This window comes from Paraburkholderia sp. SIMBA_027, assembly GCF_046535315.1.
Classification (GTDB): domain Bacteria; phylum Pseudomonadota; class Gammaproteobacteria; order Burkholderiales; family Burkholderiaceae; genus Paraburkholderia; species Paraburkholderia tropica.
In genome coordinates, this window is the sequence record NZ_JAWRWY010000013.1 from 254,480 (window position 1) to 278,280 (window position 23,801).

Consider the following 23,801-nt stretch of genomic DNA (forward strand, 5'->3'; position numbering starts at 1 on the left):
TACGGTTATACGCCTACTGCGCGTGACGGGTTGTCAGGCTGTCTTGCGCACGGAAATCCGGCCACGACTGAATCAAGATCGCAATACTAAGCAGTCCTTGTCTGACGACGGAAGAATTGCCAGAGCATCGCGCTCGCTTCGGGGCCGCGTCCCGAATGAAACGCCTCGCGCGCATCGCCGCCGCTCCACGCGTGACCGAGCCCGCGTATCACGCACACGCGAACGATCAGCCGCCCGCGCTTCATATAGTCGACGTAGTCCACACCGTCGCGCTCGAACGTGCGTTGCTCCCCCACGCGCAACTCGCCTTGCGCATCGACGAGCCGATTGACGCGCGCGAACGCCTCGCCCAGTTGCAGCGCATTGCGCTTCGCCACCACCGCGTCGATATCGCCATGCACGACGATGGCGGGCATGCCCGGAAACGTCTCCACGTCGATGGCGGCATCGACGAGATGCACGGCTTCGTCGCGGCTGCCGCGCCGCATGACGCTCATCGCGCTCATCGTGGACGTGGCCGCGCCGAACGCCGGCCCCGAATGCAGGCCGACGGCGGCGAACAGCGCCGGGTGCCGTATCGCGAGATTCGCCGCGAGGCCCGCACCCGCCGACATGCCCGCGAGGTAGACGCGCGCCGCATCGAAACCATGCTCCCGCACGATAGCCGCGACGAGCGACGCCACCGCAGGCGCTTCCGTCTGCGCCGGATCGCCGTGCCAGTGCCAGCAGCGCTGCGCGTTCGCGGTGACCGCCTGCTCCGGCAGCAGCACGGCAAAACCGGCGCGTTCCGCGAGCCTGCAGATCCGCGTACCGGCCGCAAACGACGCGGCGTTCTGCTTGCAGCCGTGCAGCATGACGACGAGTGGCAAACGCGCGCGCGCCGGACGATTCGCGGGCACGTACAACTCGTAGGCAAGATGGTTGACGAGATGACCCGGCAGCGGCGGCGCGGAATGAAACGAGCGTATCCACTTTCCCGGCGCGGCGGACGGCGCGCTGCGCGCCGCCGCGCGTTTGACGGCGGGCTTGCGCTTGACGGCCGGTTCAAGGGCGGATTTGACAGCTGAATTGACAGCGGAATTGAATGCCGATTTAGCGGCGACTTTCGCGGCCCGCTTCGGCTTGAGCGATTTCACGGGACGCACGCCCATCGCGGTAGAAAGCAGATCGAAACCTCTGAGCCAGACGTTCGATTTTTTGCGAGGCATAGGCAACGGCGCCGAAATGTGCGGGAATTCGCGGTCGTTCGTGGAGGTAGCGTGTTCGCGCCCTTCTATGCGAACGCGGCTCGACAACGCGCACGGCCGTGAGCCACGCGCACGCGTCCACTGTATCGCGATGACGAAAGCTGCGCATCGGGCGCGCCCGCCCTGGTCGAACTCGCCGTCCGCGCGAGTTAACTTTTCTTCATCAAGCCGTCTCTTTTCTGATAAGTCCAGGCCACTACGCTATGCACATGGAGCGAGCAATGAACTGCGCATCGCCCCTCACTCAACCGTAATGGAGAAACAGATGAAAGCCCTCATGATCGCCGCCGCCCTTGCTGGTATCGCCACCACCACGACCGCTTTCGCGCAGACGAACGTCGGCACCGCGCCGAATTACGGCGCGCATCAGGCTGCGCCCACGCAGGTGAAATACGTTGGCGCGGCGGCAACGGCGGACCAATGGGTGCCGCCGTACGGCCAGCCCGTCAAGTCGCTCACGCGCGCCCAGGTGTATCAGGACCTCGTGCACGCCGAGCAGGACGGCCAGCTCGCGTATCTGGATTCGGTGGTGTACGCGCATTCGTAATGCGCTTCGATGCGGCGGGCGGCAGTTGGAATGCGTCCGCCCGCTGAAACGCGACATGTGCGCAATATGAGCACAACGTCGGACCACGCCATGCGCGGCGCCGGCGTTTGTGGCGTGCTGGTCGCCTGATAATCGGTTATAGCGTGCCGCGCTTACGGCTGACGCGGCGTATTGGCATCGACATAAACCCACGCCGACACGCCCGACGCAAGCGTGACGCGATCGCGCCGATACGCGGCCACTTCGTAATCGTCCGCGTGGGCGAGTTCCTGTGCCGTAATCGCAAACACGGCGCCCGCCACGCGGTCGGCGGGATTGCCCGTATAGGCGACCACCGGATGATGCGTCTTGCCGCTCGTCTTCACGACCTCGGCGTCGTCGATCTTCAGCATCGTGCGCGAGAAGCCCGGCATCTCGTCGGCTTCGCCGTCGAGCTTGCGGCCGAAGGTGGCCAGTTGAACCTGTTCGAGCTGGAGCGTGCCATAGGAAAACAAACGCTCGGAAAAGGGCTGATCGGTCTGTGTCATCGTGTGAACTCAAGGCGCGGTTGAACGCCGCGCACGCCGCCTGATCAAACGCCGGCGACGGCCACGGCGGCGAAATCCGATCGATTTTAAAACATTCGCTCGATACCGGCTACATCGCGCCCGCCCTATTAATCAGGATTCCGATTCATCTAAACGGCACGCGATATCGGCAATTCAAGCCACCCAGATATTCTCGATCGACTTCAGCGCGCCCATCACGATCGAACGATTCAGCGCCGCGGCGAGCGTGCCGTCGCGCTCCGCATACGCTTCGCACAGTCGCTGATGATCGGTGCACGAGCGTTGCATGCGGCCCGGCAGCGACGTGCTCAGGTGCCGCATGCGATTCGTGCGCATGCGCATGGAGTCGAGCACTTCCTTGAAGATCGCGTTGCGGCTCACGCGCAGTTCCTCGTCGCGAAACGCGACATTGGCCCAGAAATACCGATCGACGTCGCCTTGCGCGGCGGCCTCGGCCAGCACGCCGTGCGCGCGCCAGAGCGACGCGATGTCGTCGTCGGTCGCGTGCTCGACGATCGCGAGCGACACCTGCGCGTACAGCATCGCGCGCAAATGATAGATCTCGCGCACGTCCTTGAGGCTCATCGCCGCCACGCGCGGGCGCCGCCGCGGCGACCAGTCCACCATGCGTTCGCGATGCAGCACGAACAGCGCCTCGCGCACCGGCGTGCGGCTCACGCTGAAGCGCCGCGCGAGTTCGACCGAATTCAGATCGTCGCCGGGCTGCAGCCGTCCTTCGATGATGCCGCGCGCCACCCAGTCCACGATTTCCGCGACTCGCGGGCTTTCGCCGCCCGCCTCCGGCAGGTCGTCGGTATCCATCAGCACGGCGTCGCTCTCCGTCATATGCGCTTCCTTTTCTGTCCCTGCGAGGCGCCTGGCGCGCCGCCCCGCCGATTTTACCAACTGCCAGCCCGCTGTTTGCCCCGACCCGCGCCCGAATCTCTAAACGTGCCGCCAAGCTCTAGTGTATACACTTAGCCGATTTTATCTTGAAATTTCTCCTTCTCAAGACATACACTGAATCAAGTGTCGACACTCACAAAAAAGCCGCACATCACTATTGGAGACATTCATGTATCTGGAGAAGGAGGTCGCCCTGGCGGGCGGAGTCGAGGCGGGCGTGTCCGCGCGGCTCGACCGCCTGCCGCCGACCCGCTACTTTCGCGGCCTGGTCGCGCGCATCGCCATCGGCGGCTGGTTCGAGTTCTACGAGATGTTCATGGCCGCCTATATCTCGCTCGGCCTGATCCACAGCGGCCTCTACCGCGCCACCACGTCGAGCATGTTCGACGTGAACGGCTTCGCGAGTTTCCTCGGCTCGTTCTTCGCGGGCATGTTCGTCGGCACCGTCGCGCTGGGCGGCTTCACCGACCGCCTCGGCCGCCGCGCCGTGTTCACGGCGGCCATGCTCGTCTATTCGGTGGCGACGCTCGCCGCCGCGTTCCAGACCTCGCCGGTCGCGATGGACGCCTGGCGTTTCGTCGCCGGCATCGGCATCGGCGTGCAGCTGATTACTGTCGACACTTATATTTCCGAGCTGACGCCCAATCACACGCGCGGCCGCTATTCGGCCTTCAGCATTCTCGTGATTCTCACGTCGGTGCCGACCGTCGCGGTGCTCTCCTATCTGCTCGTGCCGTACACGGCGCTGGGTCTCGAAGGCTGGCGCTGGGTGATGATCATCGGCGCGGGCGGCGCGGTGCTGATCTGGTTCGTGCGGCGCGGCCTGCCCGAGTCGCCGCGCTGGCTCGAAAGCCAGGGACGGTTCGCCGAAGCGCGCGCGATCGTCGACGATATCGAGCAGCATGTGGTCGCGGAAACGGGCCAGCGTCTGGCCGCGCCCGTGCCCGTTCCCGATATGCCGCGCGACGGCATCAACGACGCCCCCGCTTCGTGGCGCGACATGTGGCGTGGCCGCTATCTGCCGCGCACGATCATGCTGTCGTGCTTCAACTTTTTCCAGACCTTCGGCGTGTACGGTTTCGGCGCGTGGGTGCCGGTGCTGCTGTTCACGAAGGGCATCACGCTCACGCATTCGCTGCTCTACACGATGGTGATTGCGTTCACGACGCCGCTGGGCGCGATCGGCGCGATGCTGTTCGCCGAGCGCGTGCAGCGCAAGTGGCAGTTGGTGGGCTGCGCGATTGTCGTGGCGGTCGCGGGCGTGCTGTTCGGCATGGCGCGCGAACCGTTGCCGATCCTGCTGTGCGGCGCGGCGGTGACGATCGCCAACAACTGGCTGATCGGCATCTTCCACACCTATCAGGCCGAGCTGTACCCGACGCGTTTTCGCGCGCGCGCCGTCGGCTTCGTCTTTAGCTGGAGCCGGCTCAGTTCGATTTTCGTCGGCTTCTGGGTGGCGGCGCTGCTCAAGCATTCGGGCGTGCCCGCCGTATTCGTGCTGATTTCGTCAGCGATGTTGGTCATCGTCGTGATGGTGGGCGCGCTCGGGCCGCGCACCAACGGCGTCCGTCTGGAGGAATTGTCCCAATGAGTGTGATCGCCGCCGCCTTTGCGCACGGTCTCCATGCCCTTGCGCAGCGCCCGCTGCCCGCGAACGTCGCGCGCGAAGCGCAACGTTCTCTCATCAATGTGATCGGCACGTCGATTGGCGCGTCGCGCCATCCCGGCGTGGACGCGATACTCGCCGCCGCGCGCGATCTCGGCGTCGCGCCACGCGCGCCGGTGCCGGGCCGCACGGAACGCGTGGACGTGCATTTTTCCGCGCTCGCCACGGGTTTCGCCGCACATCTCGACGATTTCGACGATACGCATCTCGCCACGGTCATCCATCCGGCCGCGTCGGTGCTCGCCGTCATCACCGCGCTCGCGCCGGAAACGCGACCGACGGGCCGCGCCGCGCTCAGTGCGTTCGCGCTCGGCTGCGAAGCGCAGTTGCGCGTGGGCGTGTCGATCTCGCCCGAGCACTACGACCGCGGCTGGCACATCACCGGCACCTGCGGCGTGGTCGGCTGCGCCACGACGGCCGCCCTGCTGCTCGGCCTGAACGAAGCGCAACTGACGCAGGCCGTGGCGAACGCGGCGTCGATGTTCGTCGGCCAGCGCGAGGCGTTCGGCACGATGACCAAGCCGTATCACCCAGGCAAGGCCGCCGCCAACGGCATCGCCGCCGCGCGACTCGCGCTCGCGGGCCAGCAGGCCGCCGGCGATATCTTCGAAGCCGCGGGCGGCTATTCGCATTCGATGTCGACACGCGTCGATTTCGAGCAGATGAATGGCGCGTTCGGCGAACGCTGGGAACTGCTGTTCAACACGTACAAGCCGTATCCGTGCGGGATCGTCGCGCATCCGGCCATCGATGCGGGACTCGCGCTCGCGCCACGCATTGACCATGCTGAGGATATCGAAACGATTACGCTGCGTTGTCATCCGCTCGTGCCGGAGTTGATGGGCAATCCGCAGCCGAAGGACGGCTTGCAGGCGCGCTTCTCGGCGATCCACGGCGTGGCCGCTGCGCTGTGCGACAAGCGCGTGGGACTCGCGCAGTACGAGGACGCGCGCGTGGTGCAGGACGACGTGCGGCGCGTGCGTGCGCTGACGACGCTCGCGCCCGATGCCGCGGTGAATCGCGACGAGGTGTTCATACGCGCGACGCTCAAGCGCGGCGACGTGCTCGAACATCATGTCGAGCACGCGCGCGGCAGTCTCGCCCGCCCGCTCACCGACGCGGAACTCATGGACAAGGTGCGCCTGCTGATCGATCCGCTGCTCGGCGACGGCATCGCGGCGAGTCTCGCCACAGCCGTCGAAACGATCGACGCCGCGCCGTCTCTCGACACGTTGTTCGCGCTCTGCGCACCGCAAGAGGAACTGAACGATGCATGAAGCCGTACAACATTCCGCCGTCTCCGATGCGCTGACCGCGCTGGCCTGCGCCTCGCTGGATCGTTCGGCCGGCGCTGCGATTGAAGCCGCGAAAACACGGCTCGCGCAAGCCCGCTCATATCTGCACGACGACCGCGCCATCGCCACGCAACTCGCGACGCTGTTGCAGTCGCAAGGCAGCACGGCCACCGATCTGCGTGTGCGCGCGTGGACGCTGGGCGCAACGCTCGCGCATGCCGATGCGTTCGCATCGGATGCGCCAGTGCTCGCCGTTGCGATCGCGGTTGGCGAAGCCACGAACGCATCCGATGTCGACATCGCCGCCGCCACCGCGATCGGCATCGAAGCGGCCGCGCGCGTGCTCGCCGCGGTGGACAGCAGCGAATTCCGCGCGCGCTGGAACGTGGCGTCGTCGCTCGGCATCCTGGGCGCAGTGCTCGCCGCCGCGCGGCTCTACGGACTCGACGCAACGCGCGCGCGTCACGCGCTCGGCGTGGCCGCCACGCAAGCCGCGGGACTCGCGCACAACGCCACGCACGCGATGCGCGCGATCGAGACCGGCAAGGCGGCCGCCGACGCAATCGAAGCCGCGCTGATCGCGAAACACGGCTTCACGAGCGCGCCCGCGTCGATCGACGGACGACGCGGTCTCGCCGCGTTGATGGCGTATCGCTTCGACGCGGCGAGCATCGTCGACGGCATCGGTTCGCACTGGATCTCCGTGTCATAGCGCGATTGTGCGTTCGACGCCGATGCACGCGCATCGGCGAACCCAACAACAGGAGAACAGATGGCGCGTATTTCCCGCAACCGCCGACACCTTCTGCAAGCGAGCGCAGCGCTCGTCGCCGCTTCGCTGCCAGGCTGGCCCCGCGCTTTCGCCGACGAAAACAACACGACATCGAGCGCGGGCACATCGACCGACGTCACCGCGCAACTCGCGCGCTACATCGTGGCGTCGCGCGGCCAGGCGCTGCCCGAGGCCGTCGCCACCGCGTGCAAGAACCATATCCTCGACACCTTCGGCGCGATGGTCTCCGGCTCGCGCATGCGTCCCGGCGAACTCGCCACGCGCTATGTGCGCAGTCTCGGCGGCACGCCGCAAGCGTCGGTGATCGCCTCGAACCTGCGCACGACCTGCGTGAACGCCGCGCTCGCCAACGCCATGTGCGCCCACTCCGACGAAACCGACGACTTCGAGCCGGTGACCAAGGCGCATCCCGGCAGTTCGGTCGTGCCCGCAGCGCTCGCCATCGGCGAACACGCGGGCTGCAGCGGCGAAGCGTTCATTCGCGCGGTGACGCTCGGCTACGACATGGCGTGCCGCCTGCTGCTGGTGCTCGGCCCCGACCGCGTGCGGGCCTCGCATCGCAGCGCCGAAGGCACGGCCTCGACATTCGGCGCGGTGGGCGCCGCCGCCGCGCTCGCCTCGCTCGACGAGCGCGACACGCGCTTTGCCATTTCGTACGCCGCGCAGCAGGAATCGGGCTTGTGGAGCTGGGTGAAAGACAAGGACCACATCGAAAAGGCCTTCGATTTCGCAGGCATGGGTGCGCGCAACGGCGTGCAGGCCGTGACGATGGTGCAGTCCGGCATGACCGGTGTCGCCGACGTGCTCGACGGCACGCACAATCTGTTCATCGCGCTCTCGACGCAACCGGATCCGCAGGCGATGCTCGACGGACTCGGTCAGCGTTTCTTCGTCACCGAAACGGCGATTAAAACGTATTCGGTCGGCTATCCGATTCAATCGCCGCTCGACGCTTTTCTCACGCTTCGCAAACAGAACGGTCTCACGCCCGGCAACGTCAGCAAGATCGAGGTGCATGTGCCGAGCGATGCGGTCGGTATCGTCGGCGACAGTTCGATGCCCGATGTGAATTGCGCGCATATGGTGGCGGTCGCGCTCGTAAAAGGCGCGGTGTCGTTCGCGGACAGCCATAACGCCGCGTTGATGCACGATCCGAATATGGTCGCGTTACGCAGCAAGATCAGCGTTGTCGCCGATAAGGCGCTCGACGATCCCGCCGCGCCACGCGGCGCGCGCGTGGACGTCACGACCACAGACGGCCGCACGTTATCGCATACGACACGCTTTCCGCCTGGCACGAAAGAAAATCCCTTGAGCGTGGAGGGCGTGAATGACAAAGCGCGCGATTTGATGGCGCCGGTGCTCGGCAAGGACAAGACGCAACAATTGATCGCGCAGATCAATCGTCTGGAAACCGTGCACGATATTCGCGCGTTGCGCGCGTTATTCACGGTTTGATTGCGGTAATAAAATCGGCCCGCGTTCTATAACTCGCGCTACATGAAATTGCGCGTGTGCAGCGACGCGAGTTCGCGCGCCTCGTGCGGGTCGAAACCCAGACGCACGAGGCGCGTATAACGGCCATCGGCCATCTCGCGCATCAGGTTCTGCACGAGCGCGTAACCGCGCGCCACGGCAGTTGGCGTCAATTCGCCTGCCGCGACGAGAATCAGCGCATCGAACACTTCTTCGTTTAAGCCCGCCGTTCCCGCGAGCGCGCCGTGACGCGATTCGATGGCGCGCGCGAGCCGCGTGCGCAAATGCGGTTCGCCTTTCAAACGATAAAGCAGATGCGACATGCCCAGTGCAACGTGACGCGCTTCATCGCGCGCGGCCAGTCGTGCGATCTGTCGCGTCAGCGGATCGGGCCCGTGTGTCTGCAGAAATTGCAGCAGCGCGACGAAAGTACCCTCGCCCATCACCGAGAGCAAAAAGCTCGCAACGGAAAAATCCGCTTCATCGAGCAGCGTTTTGAGCGACGCCTGTCCGCCCGCCGTCGATAAGGCAGGCTCGTGGCCCTTGTGGCGAATGCGCCGCGTGAAGACTTCGATATGGCGCGCTTCGTCGGCGACCTGAATCGCGAGCGCCGCCTGCAATTCGCGGTAATGCGGATGCAATTGGCCCAGAAAGCGCGCGGGCACAATCAGCGCGGCGTTCTCGTTCTCGACCATATAGGTCATGATCTGCACGACGGCCGCTTCCACCGGCGCGGGCAGATCGAATGGCACCGACCAGTCGATCGCCTCGTCGGGATTCCATTGCGACGCAACGGCCTGCGCGTAGAGATCGGCCGCGTTGTCGGTCCAGACTTCCGCCTTCTGGTCGAGCCGAAACGCGAATGCCGGCGCACCGGCTTCGACCTGCGCGCCGCGCGCCGCGAGTCCCCAAACGGGCAACGCGCGCGCGGCCACCGCCTCGGGCGCATGCGGATCGCTGTGACCGCTCTGCTGCGCGTCGCGCCAGCGGCCGTACCGGCTATTTCGAGCAACGAGTGCATAGCGACGGCCGTTCATATCCCCTTCATCGCCGTCCTCGCCTCCCTCGGCTTTCCACTGCACATCATGGCCCTGCGCGCGGCACCAGTGCGCAAGCATCACGTCCCAGCCGGGCGCCGCGCCCACCACGCGCAAGCGCTCGCCCGGCATCAACGCATCGAGCGCGTGCCGGACCAGGAGATGCGCGCCCGCATCGAAACCGAGCGCCTCAATATCGATAAGCGGGCTCGATGATCCGGCCTCGGTCGTCATAAAACGCCTCCTCGGTCACGGCGCGATCGAGCAATGCGTAGCCGCTCGCGCGGCCCGGCAGCCAGCGCCGCAGTCCTTCCAGTTCGAGCAGCGGACGCACGCTCGCATCGTTCCAGTCCATCGCCATCAGCAACTCGCCAAAGCGGCGCGCGTCGTCCTCCGCCACGCCGGGGCTGACCGTCATGTTGCAGTGATCGAACGCGCCGGTCGTGGCGACGATACGCGTGCCGCCCGCCGGCAGCGTGCCTTCGTCGGCGAAGGCCTTGTAGTTGCCGGCGATCATCCACGCCGCGTCGATCTCGCCGCTCACGAGCGCGCGGGCCGCGTCGCGCTCGCCGCCGATATGATCGCCATGCTTGCCGCCCAGCACGTCGAAACGACGCGCGCGATAATCCCGATCCGCGACGATGCCGCCTTCATGACGCAGATGATCGAGCGGAATCAGCGTGGCCTGAGGCGAATCTATGGCGCCAAAACCGATCGCCGTATCGCGCAGATCGGCGAGCGTTTTCACATGGCTTTCACTGCGAACAATTAATACGGAATGCAGATCAACATCCGTATCGCGCATGACAAGCGATTGAACCGATTCGCCGCGCGCCTCGGCCATGCGCCGCGCCCGTATCCATGCGAGTGGCGAATTCCAGGCGAAAGCGATATCGCCCGCAAACTGTGCTTCGACCTGCGTTTCGTAATTCGAATACAACAGATAGTCGATGGCCAATCCTTGTTCTGCGAACCAGGACTTGAAGCCCTCCCAGATCGTGACGACTTTCGGCGCGTAGGCGACGGCGCCGAGCATCAGCGGTGCGTTGCGTGACATGGCGTTTTTCTCCGTCAAGCGAGCGGCATGCCGCACAGCACGCGGCCGAGAAAGTCGTAAAGCACGTCCGAGGTCGGTCCCATGATGGACGCGGCGCGGGCGTCGCGAAACAAACGCTCGATGCCCACCTCCTTGCGAAATGCCGCGCCGCCGCAAATACGCATGGCCGTATCCGTCACGTCGAGCGCGGCTTCGGCGGCCGCGGCTTTCACTTCGAGCACGCGCAGCATCGCGTCGGCCCGCCCTGCCGACATCGCGGCCAGCGTGTCGTCGCGCAACGTGCGAGCCTGGTCGGCGCGCAGTTGCGCGCGGGCGAGATAGGCGCGGATTGTCGGCAGATCGCAGAGCGCCTCGCCGCTCTCCGCGAATCGGCTCGCGGTGATGTGCTGCGTTGCGCGTTGCAACGCGCCGTCGGCGAGACCGATCGAAGTCGACGCAACGAGGTTTGCAAACACCGGCAGCGCGTCGCCATTCATGATGTCGCCGCCGCTGCCGTCCGCGCCCAGCATCGCGCTTGCGGGCACGCGCAAACCCTCGGCGCGGATCGGCGCGGATGCGTTGCCGCGCAGACCGAGACCGTCGAAAGCATGCGGCGATTGCAGCCCTTGCGCGCGGCTGTCGACGAGCCAAAGCGTGCTGGCGCCTTCCGCGCTCACGGGCCGCGACGACCACACATAGGAATCGGCTTCGGATGCCGACGTCACCATGCTCTTGCTGCCGCTGAGCACGAAATCGTCGCCATCGGCGCGGGCCGTGCCGACCGGCGCCCAGAAGTGACTGCGCGAGCCGGTCTCTGACCATGCGAGCGTCGTGAGGTGCTCGCCGCGCGCGATCGCGCGACGGATTTCGACGGGGCCGTATTTTTCGATCAGCGACGCGCCCGCGTAGTGCATGGTGACGACCATCGCCGTGGACGGGCAATCGCGCGCGATGCGCTCCACGACCCGGCAGGCCTGCGCCGCACCCAGGCCCATCCCGCCGACCTCCTCGGCGCTGATGAGTCCGAGCAGGCCGGCCTCGCCGAGCGCATCGACGGCCGCGCGCGGAAAGCGGGCGAGCTGGTCGGTCTGAGCGGCTTCGGGGGCGATGAGGGTGGAAACAAGCGGTTCCAGCACTTCGAGGTAGGACATCGGAACGTCTCCCGGTCAGTGGTCGCGGAAACGGTTGTCCGGTCTGTGCCGAAGCCGCGCGAGTGCGCGCGGCCCGAAATGGAGCGCCCGTGGAGCGTATACCGGTGCCTCTGTCGCATGCAGACCTGCAACAACGACTCTCGCACGTAAAGAAACCCGCCGAAGATTGGCGTGGCGGCGGGCAGAGCATTATTTCACTTGCCGGAAATAGCTGGGCGCTGGATGCGCAATCGGCATGCTGCGGCGGCTGTTCAAGCTGCCGGGCGCGTCGAGTCAAGCGCGTCACGTCACGTCGAATCGCAAAGAGTCATTCACCTCAACGTGAACTCCCTGTCCGGATTTCGCCGATCACTTAGGACAACCTGAATTCGCGCAACGCATTGCAAGCTAAGCGTCAGCTAAGCTTTGAAGCGTAGGCTTCACGCAAGCCAAGCCGTTTCGATTCTCTTTTCCTTTTTCCGTGGAGATGGTCATGACATCCACGTATTCAATGCCCTCCGCGCACGGCCAGAATAAAGTGCCGGAAATCACGCTCGCATTCTGGATTATCAAAATACTCTCGACGACAGTCGGTGAAACCGGCGCGGATTATCTCGCAGTCAACGCGGGCTGGGGGCAAGGCGTGACAAGTGTCGTCATGTGCACGCTGCTAGTCGCGATTCTCGCGTTGCAATGGTCGTCGGACCGTTTCCGTGCGTGGCTTTATTGGCTCGCTGTGGTTCTGGTGAGCATCGTCGGCACGCAGATCACCGACCTGCTCACCGATGGATTAGGCGTCAGCCTGTATGTCAGCACCGCCCTTTTCGCCGTCACGCTCGCCGCGATCTTTATCGTCTGGTATCGCAGCGAACATACGCTCTCGATCCACACCATTGTGACGCGCCGCCGCGAAGCATTCTATTGGGCCGCCATTCTCTGCACCTTCGCATTAGGCACGGCGGCAGGCGATCTCGCGACGGAAGCCGCAGGACTCGGCTTTACGCGAGGCGCGATGATTTTCGGCGTGCTGATCGCGGCGGTCTGGCTGCTGTTTCGCTTAGGCGCGAATGCCGTCGCCACATTCTGTGGTCGCCTATGTCCTGACGCGGCCATTTGGCGCCGCGCTGGGTGATCTGCTGACACAAGCGCGTGTTTATGGCGGACTCGGCTTCGGCGCGCAATGGACCAGCGCCGTATTTCTGACTGCCATCGTTGGACTGGTCGCGATGGTGGAAATCAAGGCGCGATCACTTCGCGCCGAATCTTCAACTCACTGATTCACGCACATTCACCTCATGCCTGAAGGAGTCGCGATGTCGATTCGATCCACCCTGCTGCTCTCCGCTTGCGCTACGCTCGTGCTTGCCACGAGCGCGTGCTCTCGCTCCGCCGACAACACGACCGCGAATCCCGCCAGCAACGCTGCCGCACAGAAGGACGCACAAGGCCTGGCCGGCGCGAATTCCGCACTCGGAGATCTGGGCGCATTCCGCGCCATTGCGGTAGACGTGACGGCGAAAGTCGAAAGCGGCGACCTGCCCGCGGCCAAGGCGCGCATCAAGGATCTGGAGATCGCCTGGGATGAAGCCGAAGCCGGCATCAAACCGCGCGCGCCCGGCGACTGGCATCGTGTCGACAAGGCCATCGACCGCGCGCTGGACGCGCTGCGCGCCTCGACTCCGCAGCCCGCCGATTGCAAGGACGCCATGCACGCGCTGCTCGATACCTTCGATAGCTTGCAGCACAGTGCGTAAGATGGCGGCGATGAATGGTTACCGGCTGCATATCGCCGCCATTCATTCGTGCCCGCCCATGTCATGTTCAATCCAGTCTGCGCTTAAACCGCGACTTCGGCTAATCGCGCGCGCGAACTCCTAATCAATCCCCGCCGCGCGGGCTGAACGTACGCGGAAACACCGCTGGCGCGCTGCGATCGACGAGGCAATAACCGAGCGCCGGCCGGTTCGATTCGCCGGCGACATAACCGGCTTCGCTCAGGAATCCCGCCGCAAGCATGCGCGTGCGAAAGCCGCTTTTATCCACGGGTCGGCCCAGTACGACCTCGTACATGCGCTGCAATTGCGGCAGCGTGAACGGCTCCGGCAGCAAAAACGCAGGCAGCGAGGTGTATTCGACCTTGCTGCGCAGCCGCTCGACCGCCGCCATGAGAATGGCGTCGTGATCGAATGCGAGTGCGTGTTTGCCGATCAGCGCATCGACGGCAAACCACGCCACCTCGGCTGCATTCGCGCCCTTCGCGAGCGACACATCCTGCGCGGCAATCAGCGCGAACCACACATGCGTGGCGGACCAGCCGCGTGGGTCGCGTACCGCACTGCCCCAACTTCCCAGTTGCTCCAGATACGGACTCTTCACGCCGGTCTTCTCGTGGAGTTTCCGGCGCGCGCAATCCTCGAGCGTCGTATCGACCTCGACGTCGACGAAACCGCCGGGCAGCGCCCAACGCCCCGGATGTGGCTCGCCCGGCACGTCCGGACGCTGCACCAGCAACACCTGCAACGCATTGTCGATCACCGAAAAGATCACGACGTCGACGGTCGTATAAGGCTGCGGAAACTCGCGCGCCGGTCGCGCGCGGCGGCTGGAGGAAGGCTTCGTGTTTGCCATGGTGCACCTTGAATGCTTGACGTTCCGGATTCGAGGTTGTATTGTACAACCCATGCAAGTTGCACTGTACAACTCAACCAAGGAGCAGACCATGTTCGGCATCCGGTTCATCAAGTCGCAACCGACCGTCCACCTCATGCAGTTCCGCGCCGGCCAGATGGTGCGTGAAGGCGCCGGGCTGTCGTTCTTCTATTACGCGCCCGCCACGACGCTCGTGTCGGTGCCCGTTGCGAGCCAGGATCGCCCCTTCATCCTCGAACTGGTGACAGCGGATTTTCAGAGCGTGACCGTGCAGGGACAAGTCACCTACCGGGTTCGCGATCCGCATCGCACGGCCGCCATGATGGATTTTTCGCTGGGCAAGGACGGCCGGAGCTATGTGTCCGACGATCCCAAACGCCTCGGCGACCGCGTGGCGATGCAGGTCGAGGTGATCGTCCAGCAGACCGTGCAGGCGCTCGATCTGAAGCAGGCGTTGCGCGCCTCCGCGGCGATCGCACAAACCGTGCAAACGGGCCTCGCCGATCAAACGGAAATCGGCGCGCTCGGTCTGGAAATCCTCGGCGTTTCCGTGATGGCCGTGAAGCCGACGCCGGACATCGCACGCGCACTCGAAGCGGAGGCCCGCGAATCCAACCTCAAGGCCGCCGACGACGCCGTCTATCTGCGCCGTATGTCGGCGGTGGAAAACGAACGCGCGATCCGCCAGAACGAACTCGATACGGACATCGCCGTCGAGCAGAAGAAGCGGCAGATCCGCGAAACGCAGATGGAAGCGAAGGCCACGTTGATGCGCAAGGAAAACGCGTTGCGCAACGAGCAGATGACATCGGATATCGAACTCGAGGAACAGCGCAAGGCGTTCGTGAACGGCCAGGCGCAAAACAGCCGGACGCTCGCGGAAGCCGAAGCGCACCGTGTCGCCGCTGTCATGGAGGCGCTCGAAAAGGCCGATCCGCGCATCGTCAGCGCGCTCGCGGCGGCGGGCATGCAACCGGGTCAGTTGATCGCTCAGGCATTCGGCGGCATTGCCGAGCGCGCGGAACGTATCGGCCAGCTCAATGTGTCGCCCGATCTGCTTCAGGGCTTGATCGGCGGCGGCGAAAGGAAGGCAGCATGAGCGCCGAATCACGCAAGGTCGTGCTGGTGACGCGCCGCACGCGCTACGAAGAGTTGATCGCGCGGCACCACACGCTCGCCCAGGCGCGCTTTTACATCGAGCATCTGGGCGCGGACTTTTCCGACTATCTCGCCGAACACGCCGCTTACGCGCGCGCACTGGAATTGACGGTTCGCACGCTCGAAGACTGGGGTCGTTACCAGATCGTCGATCGCAGCTATCTGCCCAATTTCATTTTCGCGCCGGACGACATCGTCGTCGCGCTCGGGCAGGATGGCATCGTCGCGAACTCGATCAAATACCTCGACGGCCAGCCGCTGATCGGCCTGAACCCCGAACCCGGCAGATGGGACGGCGTGCTGCTGCCGTTCGAGGCACCCGACCTCCGTGCCGTGCTCGCGGATGTCGCCCACAGCCGCCCGCGTCGCGCGACGAAATCCGTCACCATGGCGGAAGCGCGACTCTCGGACGGGCAGGTGCTGCGTGCGGTCAACGATCTGTTTATCGGGCCGCGCACGCATGCGTCCGCGCTCTACGAAATCGAACTGGGCGAGCGATGCGAATCGCAGTCGTCGTCGGGCGTGATCGTGTCCACGGGGCTGGGATCGACCGCGTGGATCAAAAGCGTGGTGACGGGATCGATTGGCGTGAGCGAGGCGGTGCGAGGCTCGGGCGGCAATTTCCACTACGAGCCTCAGGACTGGGACAGCCCTGAACTGACCTTCGCCGTGCGCGAGCCGTTTCCGAGCCGTGCGTCGAAAACCGAACTGGTATTCGGCCACGTGAGCGCCGCGCAGCCACTGCGAGTGCGTTCGCGGATGCCGGAAAACGGCGTGATCTTTTCCGATGGCATGGAAAGCGACTATTTGCGATTCACGGCAGGCATGGAAGCGACCGTGACGGTAGCCGAGACACGGGGATGCCTGGTTATTTAGGGTTCCGTATTACTTTTATGAACTCGCGAGTTCTCGCGTGATAATCGTTCGCCCCACTCAGGGATTTTTAATCAGTCGGCGCAAGCACCCGATTCACCGAGAATCGATATCACCACAACCCTTGCTCGCCCCTTTCCCATGCCGACAATTACGCTGCGCCAGGCATCAGATGCAGACTGGATCTTACTGAGCATGATTCAGGAAACCTGCATGAAGGAGTACGCGGTACAAACGTGGGGAACATGGATACCCGAGCCACCGGAAAACTTCCGGCCCGAAATACACGAGATTATCCAATACGACGGAGACGAGATTGGCTGCATGGCCGTCGTCGCAGAAGAGGGCGTGCTGTCGCTGGAAAAACTTTATATCCTGCCGGCCTTTCAGGGACGCGGCATCGGCACGTGGCTGCTCACGCGCCTGATCGAGCGCGCGCACGCGTGCAACAAGCCCATCCGGCTACGCGTTCTTCGCGTGAATCCCGCCAGGCGGCTTTATGAACGGAACGGCTTCCTGATAGACAGTTCAAGCGACGTGCGCCATTTCATGTCGTATCCGGTCAACAACTCATGACGCAACCTGCGCGAGAAACGTCGCGAAGTAATCGTCGTCGAGCCAGCCGGAAACATGTTCCGACGCCTCGATACGCCGGATTTCCTGCTGCCCCTTGTCGGTCAGGATCGCAATCTGGAGCGTCGGGACGAATTTCGTACTGGGAGGAGGTTTCTGATCAACGGTCTGAATCAGCCCTTGCGAGCGAAGCAAAGTAAAAATTGCCGGTCGCTTGTGCCACGGTATCTGGCGATACAACGCGAGTCGGAGAGCTTCAAGTACAGCGCCGTTGTTGAATTCCATGAGCATCCTTCTGGTGTTCGACTGAAATGTGCTGCGGGCTCTGAAGGCTCACAGTAGCACAGGTCGCGGTCCACGCGATGACACAAAAAACACGGCTTTCTCCGCTTATCTCGTCGTCCCGATTATTTTTTCGACGTGCATGGCCGGTTTTGCGCGTCGGCAGCACCGCGTCGAACGGCGCCAGCAGCGGGTCGCGCAACCTCGCGCCGTCTCCCGCGCACGCTTGCGTTCGGGCGTTCAGCCCGTTACACTGCGCCGCAGACGAGATTCAGCCATTCGCTCGATTCTCGCGTAGGCGTTAACGTGAACCAACGCAAATCCTTGAGCCGGACGACCTGACGTCGGGCTCAATTGCGTCGGGTTCATATTGATGAATAACGCCATTTCGAAGGCGCTATCGCGCCGTCGTTCCAGCTTTCTCCTCCCCCTCGGCATCGTCCTCATTGGCGCCAATCTGCGTGCGCCGATCACCGCGCTCGGCCCGGTTCTCGACCGCATTCAGGCCGATCTGGCGCTCGGCGACACGACCGCCAGCCTGCTCAGCGCCCTTCCACTGCTGATTTTCGCGCTGCTTTCGCTGGTTGCGCCCGCATTCGGCCGGCGCTTCGGACTGGAGCGCAGTCTCGCCTTCGCACTGGTTGCGATCCTCATCGGCACGCTGATCCGTTCGTGCCCTTTATCGGGCGGCCTCTGGATCGGCACGCTTTTGCTCAGTTGCGGAATCGCCGTCGGCAACGTGCTGCTGCCGGGCCTCGTCAAACGCGCGTTTCCGGAGCACGCCACGCTGTATATCGGCGTGTACGCGGCGGCCATGGCCAGCGCGGCCAGTCTGGCCGCCGGCCTCGCCGCGCCCGTGGCGGACCTGCCCGGCTCGAACTGGCGCATCGCCATTGCGCTCGGCGCCGTGATCACCGCTGCCGCCATCCTCGTCTGGCTGCCGCAGTTGCGTCGCCCGCATCATGCCGTGGCGTCGCGCGCGAACGCGTCGCACGCAGTCTCGCCGTGGCGTCATCCGATCGGCTGGCAGGTGTCGAGCTTCTTTGCGTTCCAGTCGTTCGTGTTCTACTCGCTGATCACCTGGTACGCGGCGATGAGCGCGGCGCGCGGCGAATCGGCTACTGCGTCGGGTTTCGATCTGCTGCTTTATCAGGTGGTCGCGGTGGCCACGAATCTGCTGTCCGCGCCGCTCATCAAGCGCACGAAAGACCAGCGCGCCATCGGCCTCGTTTGCGGCGCGAGTTTGCTTGCGGGAACGATCGGACTCGGCGTCGCCGCGCCCTTTCCGGCGCTCTGGCTCGCGATTGCGGGTCTGGGCGCGGGTTTTTCGATGACGACCAGCCTGTCCTTGTTCGCGCTTCGCACGCGCCATCATGACGAGGCCGCGAAGCTCTCCGGCATGGCGCAGTTCGTCGGTTATGCGGGCGCGGCGCCAGGGCCCGTTTTGACGGGCATGCTACACGGCGTCACAGGTTCGTGGACGGCGTCGCTCGCGATGCTCGTCGGCGCGAGCGCGCTCGTCACCGTATTCGCGGTATTGTCGGGACGAGACCGGTTGATTGATTGAATCAGCGATTCATCGCGCGCTTCGTGTTTTAAACGCCCTCGACGAAACGAAGTAATTAGTGTGCGGACGCATTGCCCGTCAATCGCTTAATCTCCCTACTGAGCATGCGGTCGCCGATCGACAGTTCCGGATTCACTCGAATATCGCGTTATGATGAATTCGTGACTGAATTGGATAAATCGAAATCGGGGAATATGGCGGCTTGTTTTAGAACCTCAGGCGAAACAACTCCAGCAGCCTGCACGGCGCGGGGGCGTGCATGAGCCGGGCCCGTCGATCCAGCGAGACGGACTGGATCCAGCGTGCTGTTGCGGTGGAAGGCGTCGAGCGCATGGAGGCCTTTTTCACCGGCAACGCCTACGCGAGCCATCGACACGACACCTATGCCATCGGCCGCTCCCTCGCAGGCGTCCACGATTTCCAGTATCGGCGCGGCAAGCGGCGCAGCCTGCCGGGCCACACCATCGTCCTGCATCCCGACGAACTGCACGACGGACAAGCCGGCGCGGAAGGTGGCTTCCGTTATCGCATGATCTACGTCGAGCCCACGTTGTTTCAGGATGCGCTGGCCGGGCGCGCGCTGCCCTTCATCGAGCATGGTGTTTCGACCGACCCGCGCCTGCTGGCCGCGACCGACATGCTGCTTCAGCCGATGAACGTCACGCTCGATCCCATGGAACAGGCTGAAGCGCTCGCGGACCTCGCGATGGCACTGGCGACCGTCTCCGGTGCGCGGCCCGCGCCCGCTTCGCGCGATTTCGCCAGCGCCCGTCGCGCACGCGAATTTCTGCACGAGAATGCGCTGCGCGTGGTCACGCTGGACGAACTCGAAGCCATCACGGGCCGCGACCGCTGGAGCCTCACGCGCGACTTCCACACCTTTTACGGCACGAGCCCTTACCGCTTCCTCACCCTGCGCCGACTGGACGCCGCGCGCCGCATGATGGAAGCCGGCACGCCGCTGGCAAGCGTCGCCGCGGCCACCGGCTTCACGGATCAAAGCCACCTCACCCGCCATTTCGGCAAGGCCTTCGGCATCGCACCGGCGCGCTGGCTGCAAATGTTGCGCGACCCGACCGCGGATCACCGATAACCGGCAGCGATCCCGATTCCCGCGACTGTAAGCAAGTTGCAATATCGTGCAAGACGGACTGATGCATGGTGCGTAGCCTTTGCGCCATCCATTGCACAGGGAAATTGCCGTCATGTCTCGCGACACACTCGATACGCACGCCGCGCGCGGCCAGCGCCATGCCATCGCCTTGCACGGCAAGTTCGAACGCATCGAATCGCATTGGGGCCAACATGTGATCGCCGAAATGAACGATCATCAATTTCGGATCGTGCGTTTGCAAGGCGATTTTCTGTGGCGCACGCACGTTGAAAGCGACGAGACGTATTTCGTGTTCGACGGAGAATTACGTCTGGACTTTCGCGACCGTTCGCTCGTATTGCGCGCGGGCGAAATGGCTGTGGTGCCCAAAGGTATCGAGCACAAGCCGTACGCAGCCGATGAGGTCAAACTGCTATTGATCGCGCGGCGCAGCGTCGACCAGTCTGGCGAAGCGCGATGGATCTAGAGCATTCACGCCCTGGTCGGCCATGGTCGGCGGCGTCGCAGCGAGGGCACACGTGCCGTGTGCCCCCCTACCTCACCGCTTACTCAGCGTCGACCGAACTCGCCGACTCCGCCTGCGCGGTCGGCGCGGACGCCTCTTTCGGCGGCGCCTCATCCTTGATCTCATAGGACGGATCGCGCACCCAACGGCTCAGGTCCTTGCTGATCACAATAGTCGTGCGATCCAGAATCGAACAGCTCCCCTTGAACGCTCCCCACACGCCGCCGACGGACCAGCGATTGATTTTGGTGTGACGAACCACCTTGCCGTTTTCAATCAGATCGGCGCTGACCGTCGTGGCCTTCGGACCGCTCCATGCGCCGCCGCCCACGCCCAGCACGTGCGTAATCTGCAACCTGAGAATCCGAGCATCGCCGGCATCAGTTTGCGCGGCAATCGTACCGTCGCCGCCATGGTTGATCTTGCGGAGCATCTTGGAGACGTGCTGGGCGAGCATGTCTTCAATGTGGCATTCGTTCTTGATCTGCTCGACGACGCTCGCGTCCGGCGCGTAGGTGACCGGCGTTTCAAGTAAAACCGGCGTCGCGGCGAAAACCGAGGTCGTTGAAAAGCAGAGAGCAGCGGTGAGGATTCTCTTCATAGCGTGCGTTCTTATAATGTTATGGCCGGTTCGCCGACATGGCGCGGCCATCGACTATTTTAAAGCCATGTCGAGTTTCGCAAATCAGTACGCCTGATGACGATCGGACTATCTGCCCTCTCGTCGCGCGAGAAGCAGACAAGCCGATCGTTCAATCAAGCGTCAGGCGAGCTGGAAAACCGCCACGGTTTCGCGCAGTTTCCCGGCCTGATCTTCAAGCGACTGCGCCGCTGCGGCCGACTGTTCGACGAGCGCCGCGTTGCGTTGCGTCGCTTCATCCATTTGCCCGACGGCAAGCGCCACCTGGCCAATCCCGTTGCTCTGTTCCTGCGAAGCGGCGGTGATTTCGCCCATGATGTCCGTCACGCGCTTGATCGCCGAAATGATCTCGCGCATCGCCTTGCCTGCGTCGTCGACGAGCGTCGTGCCCGAACGCACGCGCGACACCGAGGTATTGATCAAATCCTTGATTTCCCGGGCCGCACTGGACGAACGTTGCGCGAGCGTGCGCACTTCGCCAGCCACCACGGCGAAACCACGGCCTTGTTCGCCAGCTCGAGCGGCTTCAACAGCCGCATTCAACGCGAGAATATTGGTCTGGAATGCAATACCTTCGATGATCGCAATGATGTCCGCGATTTTCGTCGAGCTCTCGTTAATTTCACTCATCGTCGATACCACCTGTTCGACGACATCGGCGCCGCGCAATGCCGTTTCCGATGCGTTCTCGGCCATCGCATTCGCGTGCTTCGCGTTCTCCGCGTTCTGTTTAACGGTGCCGGTCAATTGCTCCATGCTTGCCGCCGTTTCCTGCAACGCGGAAGCCTGCTCTTCCGTACGCGAAGACAGATCGAGATTACCCGCCGCAATTTCGCTGGTCGCCTGCACGATGGCCGCGCTTCCGCTCCGCACGGAACTGACGGTTTCGGTCAGCGCGGTTTTCATCGCCGAAAAGCCGTCGAGCAATTGGCCCATTTCGTCGCGTGAATGAATGTGCACCGGACGCGTCAAATCGCCTTTGGAAATAGCCTGAAAATGTTCGAGTGCAATCGACAACGGCACGCCGATCGCGCGACGCAACATAAACCACGCGTAAACCGCAAGCGCGAGCCCGACGAGAATCGCAATCACGCTGATCGCGCGAATGCGCTCATAACGGGCGGTTGCATCGCGAAACGCACTATCCGTGCTGTTTTGCTGAAAGGCAAAGAGCGCTTCGTTGGCCTTCGCATACGCATTGAATTGACCGGCGAGTTCGCCTGCGATGCGTTGGGCCGTCGGCGCATCGCCCGCCTTCACGGCCGCCCAACCTTGATCGAGGAGTTGCTGATGGGCTTCGTAGCTCTTGCGAACGGCGTCGTGAAACTCCGCTTCACCGGGTGCATCCGGCAGGTCTTCGTAAATCTTCAATTGCTTTGCGGCAGCCTGGCGAAACGCGTGGGCTTTATCGATGGCCACGTCGACGGACGGCGTACCGATCTGAATCACAGCACGGTCGTAATTCAGTCTTTCGCGCGCGACGTTCAAATTGGCCATGGCCGCGGCCAGCATGCCCGGCATTTTGTTGTTGTGCGTATCACCGAAATCGCTATTGCTGGACGCCATGCCGTAAAGACCAAAAGCGCCGATCATGACCATCAACGCCCCGAGCGCGAGCATTGATACGCCCACTTTCGCCTTGATTGTGAAGCCGTTCAACATGATTTTCTTACCTGCTGGAAAGTCTTGCTACCGTGGAAAGGAGAACTTCATCTACGAGGACTTACGACAGAAGTTAAAAAAATCTTTAGGGTTTGTCCCTATACGCTTCGCTCCGGTACATATCGCGGCGAGCGGGAGCGCAATCGCATAAGGAGTTACAGCGCGCGAGCGCGGCGTATTGCCGCAAGGCGAATTGAACGTCGAAGGAGAGTAGTCGCGTCGCCATGCGGGTGTCGCGGAAACCGAAGTCTGATTGATATTGCGGCAGGTTTGTCGCTGCGCGATTGCGCAGATTGGGTGAGGTGCCCAGGTAAAGACATTGAATTGAATCAAGCAGCATGTGGGGTTCACCAACTGATGGCGCTTTTGGAGAACCTTTCCTTGTCGCTTCGAAACAGAACATACGCGTGATGAATTAATCGAAACAACCCAAGGCATCAATTGCAGTCGCGTTGACACATAGCCGCTTATAAGCTACGGCGCGTGCGCCGCCATGAGCACGGCGCGGCATAGCCGCAGCGAACGTCCGCTTGCGGCGCACACAGGTGACCGCCTCGGGTCGCACTATGTTGATCGCCGTACTTCAATGTCGCTTCGGTTCCTGCGAAGTGCCTCAGGCAGGAACCTGCTGAGTATCCCGCCGCCGCCCACTACAAAGTGACCAGTTCACACCGTCTTGTCGAGTTAACTCATCCGACCAGGTGCGGAGCACAAGGGGAGAATCAGCAGAGGCACCCGTGACGACCGATGTTCTTGAGCGGAAGCTCGACGCCTGATTTTTATCCAGGTCGGACACCTCACCGCCGGCTGACAATTTGGTCGACGCTGCGCTCGTGGTTTCGATCGGTTTTCCAGAAACCAGCGTTGCCCTACCATTTCTCAGGTAGTACCACCGTCAGCTATAGAGTAAATTTTCCCTAACGTCAAAAAGCTTACGGCTCCATACGGAAATAAATACTTTTTTACGGTATTCAATTGCGAGTGACAAATGCGGAATGCATTACTTTAGCTCTTTTGATACGCGCATCCATCAAGAATGCTCTTAATAACCCGACACTTTAAAACTTTAAAATGCCTGAAAAATCGATTTCCCGCAT

At 63.2% G+C, this 23,801-nt stretch carries 22 protein-coding genes and 1 pseudogene; 13 read left to right on the top strand and 10 right to left on the bottom strand.

Annotated features, from left to right (window positions below):
* Window positions 1–86: 86 nt before the first annotated feature.
* Complete coding sequence (locus tag SB764_RS25140; RefSeq protein WP_410865352.1) at window positions 87–1,208, bottom strand: PHB depolymerase family esterase; 1,122 nt, start codon at window positions 1,206–1,208, stop codon at window positions 87–89.
* A 304-nt stretch (window positions 1,209–1,512) separates the two neighbouring features.
* On the opposite strand from SB764_RS25140, the gene SB764_RS25145 reads away from it, so the two are divergent.
* Complete coding sequence (locus SB764_RS25145; RefSeq protein WP_065064976.1) at window positions 1,513–1,794, top strand: DUF4148 domain-containing protein; 282 nt, start codon at window positions 1,513–1,515, stop codon at window positions 1,792–1,794.
* Between the two features lie 152 nt (window positions 1,795–1,946).
* Here SB764_RS25145 and SB764_RS25150 read toward each other — a convergent pair whose 3' ends face one another.
* Window positions 1,947–2,321 carry a gamma-glutamylcyclotransferase family protein gene (locus tag SB764_RS25150; RefSeq protein ID WP_410865354.1) on the bottom strand — a complete coding sequence of 125 codons (375 nt, stop codon included), beginning with the start codon at window positions 2,319–2,321 and terminating at the stop codon, window positions 1,947–1,949.
* Between the two features lie 174 nt (window positions 2,322–2,495).
* Entirely contained in the window at window positions 2,496–3,188 is a 693-nt protein-coding gene (locus SB764_RS25155) for a GntR family transcriptional regulator (RefSeq protein ID WP_074985840.1), read from the bottom strand.
* A 229-nt stretch (window positions 3,189–3,417) separates the two neighbouring features.
* On the opposite strand from SB764_RS25155, the gene SB764_RS25160 reads away from it, so the two are divergent.
* The 4 genes from SB764_RS25160 to SB764_RS25175 are packed head-to-tail and all read left to right on the top strand — an operon-like array spanning window position 3,418 to window position 8,460.
* Window positions 3,418–4,839 (top strand): MFS transporter, encoded by a 1,422-nt coding sequence (locus SB764_RS25160; RefSeq protein ID WP_065064927.1) that lies wholly within the window; start codon window positions 3,418–3,420, stop codon window positions 4,837–4,839.
* Window positions 4,836–6,191, top strand: a complete 1,356-nt coding sequence (locus SB764_RS25165; RefSeq protein WP_110328560.1) for an MmgE/PrpD family protein — start codon at window positions 4,836–4,838, stop codon at window positions 6,189–6,191. The genes SB764_RS25160 and SB764_RS25165 overlap by 4 nt, the downstream gene beginning before the upstream one ends.
* Window positions 6,184–6,921, top strand: a complete 738-nt coding sequence (locus SB764_RS25170) for an MmgE/PrpD family protein (protein ID WP_110328559.1) — start codon at window positions 6,184–6,186, stop codon at window positions 6,919–6,921. Before SB764_RS25165 ends, SB764_RS25170 begins: the two co-directional genes overlap by 8 nt.
* Window positions 6,922–6,981: 60 nt before the next feature.
* Window positions 6,982–8,460: an MmgE/PrpD family protein gene (locus SB764_RS25175; RefSeq protein ID WP_410865357.1), complete on the top strand. Its 1,479-nt coding sequence runs from the start codon at window positions 6,982–6,984 to the stop codon at window positions 8,458–8,460.
* 38 nt (window positions 8,461–8,498) lie between these two features.
* Here the strand turns inward: SB764_RS25175 and SB764_RS25180 are convergent, their stop codons facing one another.
* The 3 genes from SB764_RS25180 to SB764_RS25190 are packed head-to-tail and all read right to left on the bottom strand — an operon-like array spanning window position 8,499 to window position 11,702.
* Window positions 8,499–9,749: a ferritin-like domain-containing protein gene (locus SB764_RS25180; protein ID WP_410865359.1), complete on the bottom strand. Its 1,251-nt coding sequence runs from the start codon at window positions 9,747–9,749 to the stop codon at window positions 8,499–8,501.
* Window positions 9,706–10,572, bottom strand: a complete 867-nt coding sequence (locus SB764_RS25185; protein ID WP_410865361.1) for a phosphate/phosphite/phosphonate ABC transporter substrate-binding protein — start codon at window positions 10,570–10,572, stop codon at window positions 9,706–9,708. The genes SB764_RS25180 and SB764_RS25185 overlap by 44 nt, the downstream gene beginning before the upstream one ends.
* 14 nt (window positions 10,573–10,586) lie before the next feature.
* Entirely contained in the window at window positions 10,587–11,702 is a 1,116-nt protein-coding gene (locus SB764_RS25190; RefSeq protein WP_322004896.1) for an acyl-CoA dehydrogenase family protein, read from the bottom strand.
* Between the two features lie 472 nt (window positions 11,703–12,174).
* Between SB764_RS25190 and SB764_RS25195 the strand changes: the two are divergent.
* Window positions 12,175–12,958 (top strand): annotated as a pseudogene (locus SB764_RS25195) (hypothetical protein).
* A 36-nt stretch (window positions 12,959–12,994) separates the two neighbouring features.
* Window positions 12,995–13,435, top strand: coding sequence for a hypothetical protein (locus tag SB764_RS25200; protein WP_074985828.1), 441 nt, complete (start codon window positions 12,995–12,997; stop codon window positions 13,433–13,435).
* Window positions 13,436–13,559: 124 nt separating this feature from the next.
* Here SB764_RS25200 and SB764_RS25205 read toward each other — a convergent pair whose 3' ends face one another.
* Complete coding sequence (locus tag SB764_RS25205; protein ID WP_410865364.1) at window positions 13,560–14,309, bottom strand: NUDIX hydrolase; 750 nt, start codon at window positions 14,307–14,309, stop codon at window positions 13,560–13,562.
* A gap of 91 nt (window positions 14,310–14,400) precedes the next feature.
* Here SB764_RS25205 and SB764_RS25210 point away from each other — a divergent pair, with 91 nt between their 5' ends.
* The 3 genes from SB764_RS25210 to SB764_RS25220 all read left to right on the top strand — a co-directional run bounded on the left by SB764_RS25210 (window position 14,401) and on the right by SB764_RS25220 (window position 16,937).
* Window positions 14,401–15,429 carry an SPFH domain-containing protein gene (locus tag SB764_RS25210; protein ID WP_074985826.1) on the top strand — a complete coding sequence of 343 codons (1,029 nt, stop codon included), beginning with the start codon at window positions 14,401–14,403 and terminating at the stop codon, window positions 15,427–15,429.
* Window positions 15,426–16,364 carry a sugar kinase gene (locus SB764_RS25215; protein ID WP_410865366.1) on the top strand — a complete coding sequence of 313 codons (939 nt, stop codon included), beginning with the start codon at window positions 15,426–15,428 and terminating at the stop codon, window positions 16,362–16,364. Before SB764_RS25210 ends, SB764_RS25215 begins: the two co-directional genes overlap by 4 nt.
* A gap of 192 nt (window positions 16,365–16,556) precedes the next feature.
* The gene (locus tag SB764_RS25220; protein WP_161495541.1) at window positions 16,557–16,937 is read left to right on the top strand and encodes a GNAT family N-acetyltransferase; all 381 of its coding nucleotides are present in this window, start codon (window positions 16,557–16,559) and stop codon (window positions 16,935–16,937) included.
* Here the strand turns inward: SB764_RS25220 and SB764_RS25225 are convergent.
* Window positions 16,932–17,219, bottom strand: coding sequence for a hypothetical protein (locus tag SB764_RS25225; RefSeq protein ID WP_065064973.1), 288 nt, complete (start codon window positions 17,217–17,219; stop codon window positions 16,932–16,934). The two genes, SB764_RS25220 and SB764_RS25225, sit on opposite strands and share 6 nt — an antisense overlap.
* A 370-nt stretch (window positions 17,220–17,589) precedes the next feature.
* Between SB764_RS25225 and SB764_RS25230 the strand changes: the two genes are divergently transcribed.
* The 3 genes from SB764_RS25230 to SB764_RS25240 all read left to right on the top strand — a co-directional run bounded on the left by SB764_RS25230 (window position 17,590) and on the right by SB764_RS25240 (window position 20,363).
* Window positions 17,590–18,783 (top strand): CynX/NimT family MFS transporter, encoded by a 1,194-nt coding sequence (locus tag SB764_RS25230; protein WP_176081140.1) that lies wholly within the window; start codon window positions 17,590–17,592, stop codon window positions 18,781–18,783.
* A 259-nt stretch (window positions 18,784–19,042) separates the two neighbouring features.
* Entirely contained in the window at window positions 19,043–19,876 is an 834-nt protein-coding gene (locus SB764_RS25235) for an AraC family transcriptional regulator (RefSeq protein WP_065064916.1), read from the top strand.
* A 112-nt stretch (window positions 19,877–19,988) separates the two neighbouring features.
* A complete protein-coding gene (locus tag SB764_RS25240; RefSeq protein ID WP_065064915.1) occupies window positions 19,989–20,363 on the top strand; it encodes a cupin domain-containing protein in 375 nt (124 codons plus the stop codon).
* Between the two features lie 79 nt (window positions 20,364–20,442).
* Here the strand turns inward: SB764_RS25240 and SB764_RS25245 are convergent, their stop codons facing one another.
* On the bottom strand, window positions 20,443–21,003 hold the full coding sequence (locus SB764_RS25245) for a hypothetical protein (RefSeq protein WP_410865369.1): 561 nt from the start codon (window positions 21,001–21,003) through the stop codon (window positions 20,443–20,445).
* A 162-nt stretch (window positions 21,004–21,165) separates the two neighbouring features.
* Window positions 21,166–22,704: a methyl-accepting chemotaxis protein gene (locus tag SB764_RS25250; protein ID WP_065064911.1), complete on the bottom strand. Its 1,539-nt coding sequence runs from the start codon at window positions 22,702–22,704 to the stop codon at window positions 21,166–21,168.
* Window positions 22,705–23,801: the final 1,097 nt, after the last annotated feature.

Bases quoted from the DNA above. Each gene is read 5' to 3' on its own strand.
- SB764_RS25140 (WP_410865352.1), bottom strand. From the start codon at position 1,208: ATGCCTCGCAAAAAATCGAACGTCTGGCTCAGAGGTTTCGATCTGCTT.
- SB764_RS25145 (WP_065064976.1), top strand. From the start codon at position 1,513: ATGAAAGCCCTCATGATCGCCGCCGCCCTTGCTGGTATCGCCACCACC.
- SB764_RS25150 (WP_410865354.1), bottom strand. From the start codon at position 2,321: ATGACACAGACCGATCAGCCCTTTTCCGAGCGTTTGTTTTCCTATGGC.
- SB764_RS25155 (WP_074985840.1), bottom strand. From the start codon at position 3,188: ATGACGGAGAGCGACGCCGTGCTGATGGATACCGACGACCTGCCGGAG.
- SB764_RS25160 (WP_065064927.1), top strand. From the start codon at position 3,418: ATGTATCTGGAGAAGGAGGTCGCCCTGGCGGGCGGAGTCGAGGCGGGC.
- SB764_RS25165 (WP_110328560.1), top strand. From the start codon at position 4,836: ATGAGTGTGATCGCCGCCGCCTTTGCGCACGGTCTCCATGCCCTTGCG.
- SB764_RS25170 (WP_110328559.1), top strand. From the start codon at position 6,184: ATGCATGAAGCCGTACAACATTCCGCCGTCTCCGATGCGCTGACCGCG.
- SB764_RS25175 (WP_410865357.1), top strand. From the start codon at position 6,982: ATGGCGCGTATTTCCCGCAACCGCCGACACCTTCTGCAAGCGAGCGCA.
- SB764_RS25180 (WP_410865359.1), bottom strand. From the start codon at position 9,749: ATGACGACCGAGGCCGGATCATCGAGCCCGCTTATCGATATTGAGGCG.
- SB764_RS25185 (WP_410865361.1), bottom strand. From the start codon at position 10,572: ATGTCACGCAACGCACCGCTGATGCTCGGCGCCGTCGCCTACGCGCCG.
- SB764_RS25190 (WP_322004896.1), bottom strand. From the start codon at position 11,702: ATGTCCTACCTCGAAGTGCTGGAACCGCTTGTTTCCACCCTCATCGCC.
- SB764_RS25200 (WP_074985828.1), top strand. From the start codon at position 12,995: ATGTCGATTCGATCCACCCTGCTGCTCTCCGCTTGCGCTACGCTCGTG.
- SB764_RS25205 (WP_410865364.1), bottom strand. From the start codon at position 14,309: ATGGCAAACACGAAGCCTTCCTCCAGCCGCCGCGCGCGACCGGCGCGC.
- SB764_RS25210 (WP_074985826.1), top strand. From the start codon at position 14,401: ATGTTCGGCATCCGGTTCATCAAGTCGCAACCGACCGTCCACCTCATG.
- SB764_RS25215 (WP_410865366.1), top strand. From the start codon at position 15,426: ATGAGCGCCGAATCACGCAAGGTCGTGCTGGTGACGCGCCGCACGCGC.
- SB764_RS25220 (WP_161495541.1), top strand. From the start codon at position 16,557: ATGATTCAGGAAACCTGCATGAAGGAGTACGCGGTACAAACGTGGGGA.
- SB764_RS25225 (WP_065064973.1), bottom strand. From the start codon at position 17,219: ATGGAATTCAACAACGGCGCTGTACTTGAAGCTCTCCGACTCGCGTTG.
- SB764_RS25230 (WP_176081140.1), top strand. From the start codon at position 17,590: ATGAATAACGCCATTTCGAAGGCGCTATCGCGCCGTCGTTCCAGCTTT.
- SB764_RS25235 (WP_065064916.1), top strand. From the start codon at position 19,043: ATGAGCCGGGCCCGTCGATCCAGCGAGACGGACTGGATCCAGCGTGCT.
- SB764_RS25240 (WP_065064915.1), top strand. From the start codon at position 19,989: ATGTCTCGCGACACACTCGATACGCACGCCGCGCGCGGCCAGCGCCAT.
- SB764_RS25245 (WP_410865369.1), bottom strand. From the start codon at position 21,003: ATGAAGAGAATCCTCACCGCTGCTCTCTGCTTTTCAACGACCTCGGTT.
- SB764_RS25250 (WP_065064911.1), bottom strand. From the start codon at position 22,704: ATGTTGAACGGCTTCACAATCAAGGCGAAAGTGGGCGTATCAATGCTC.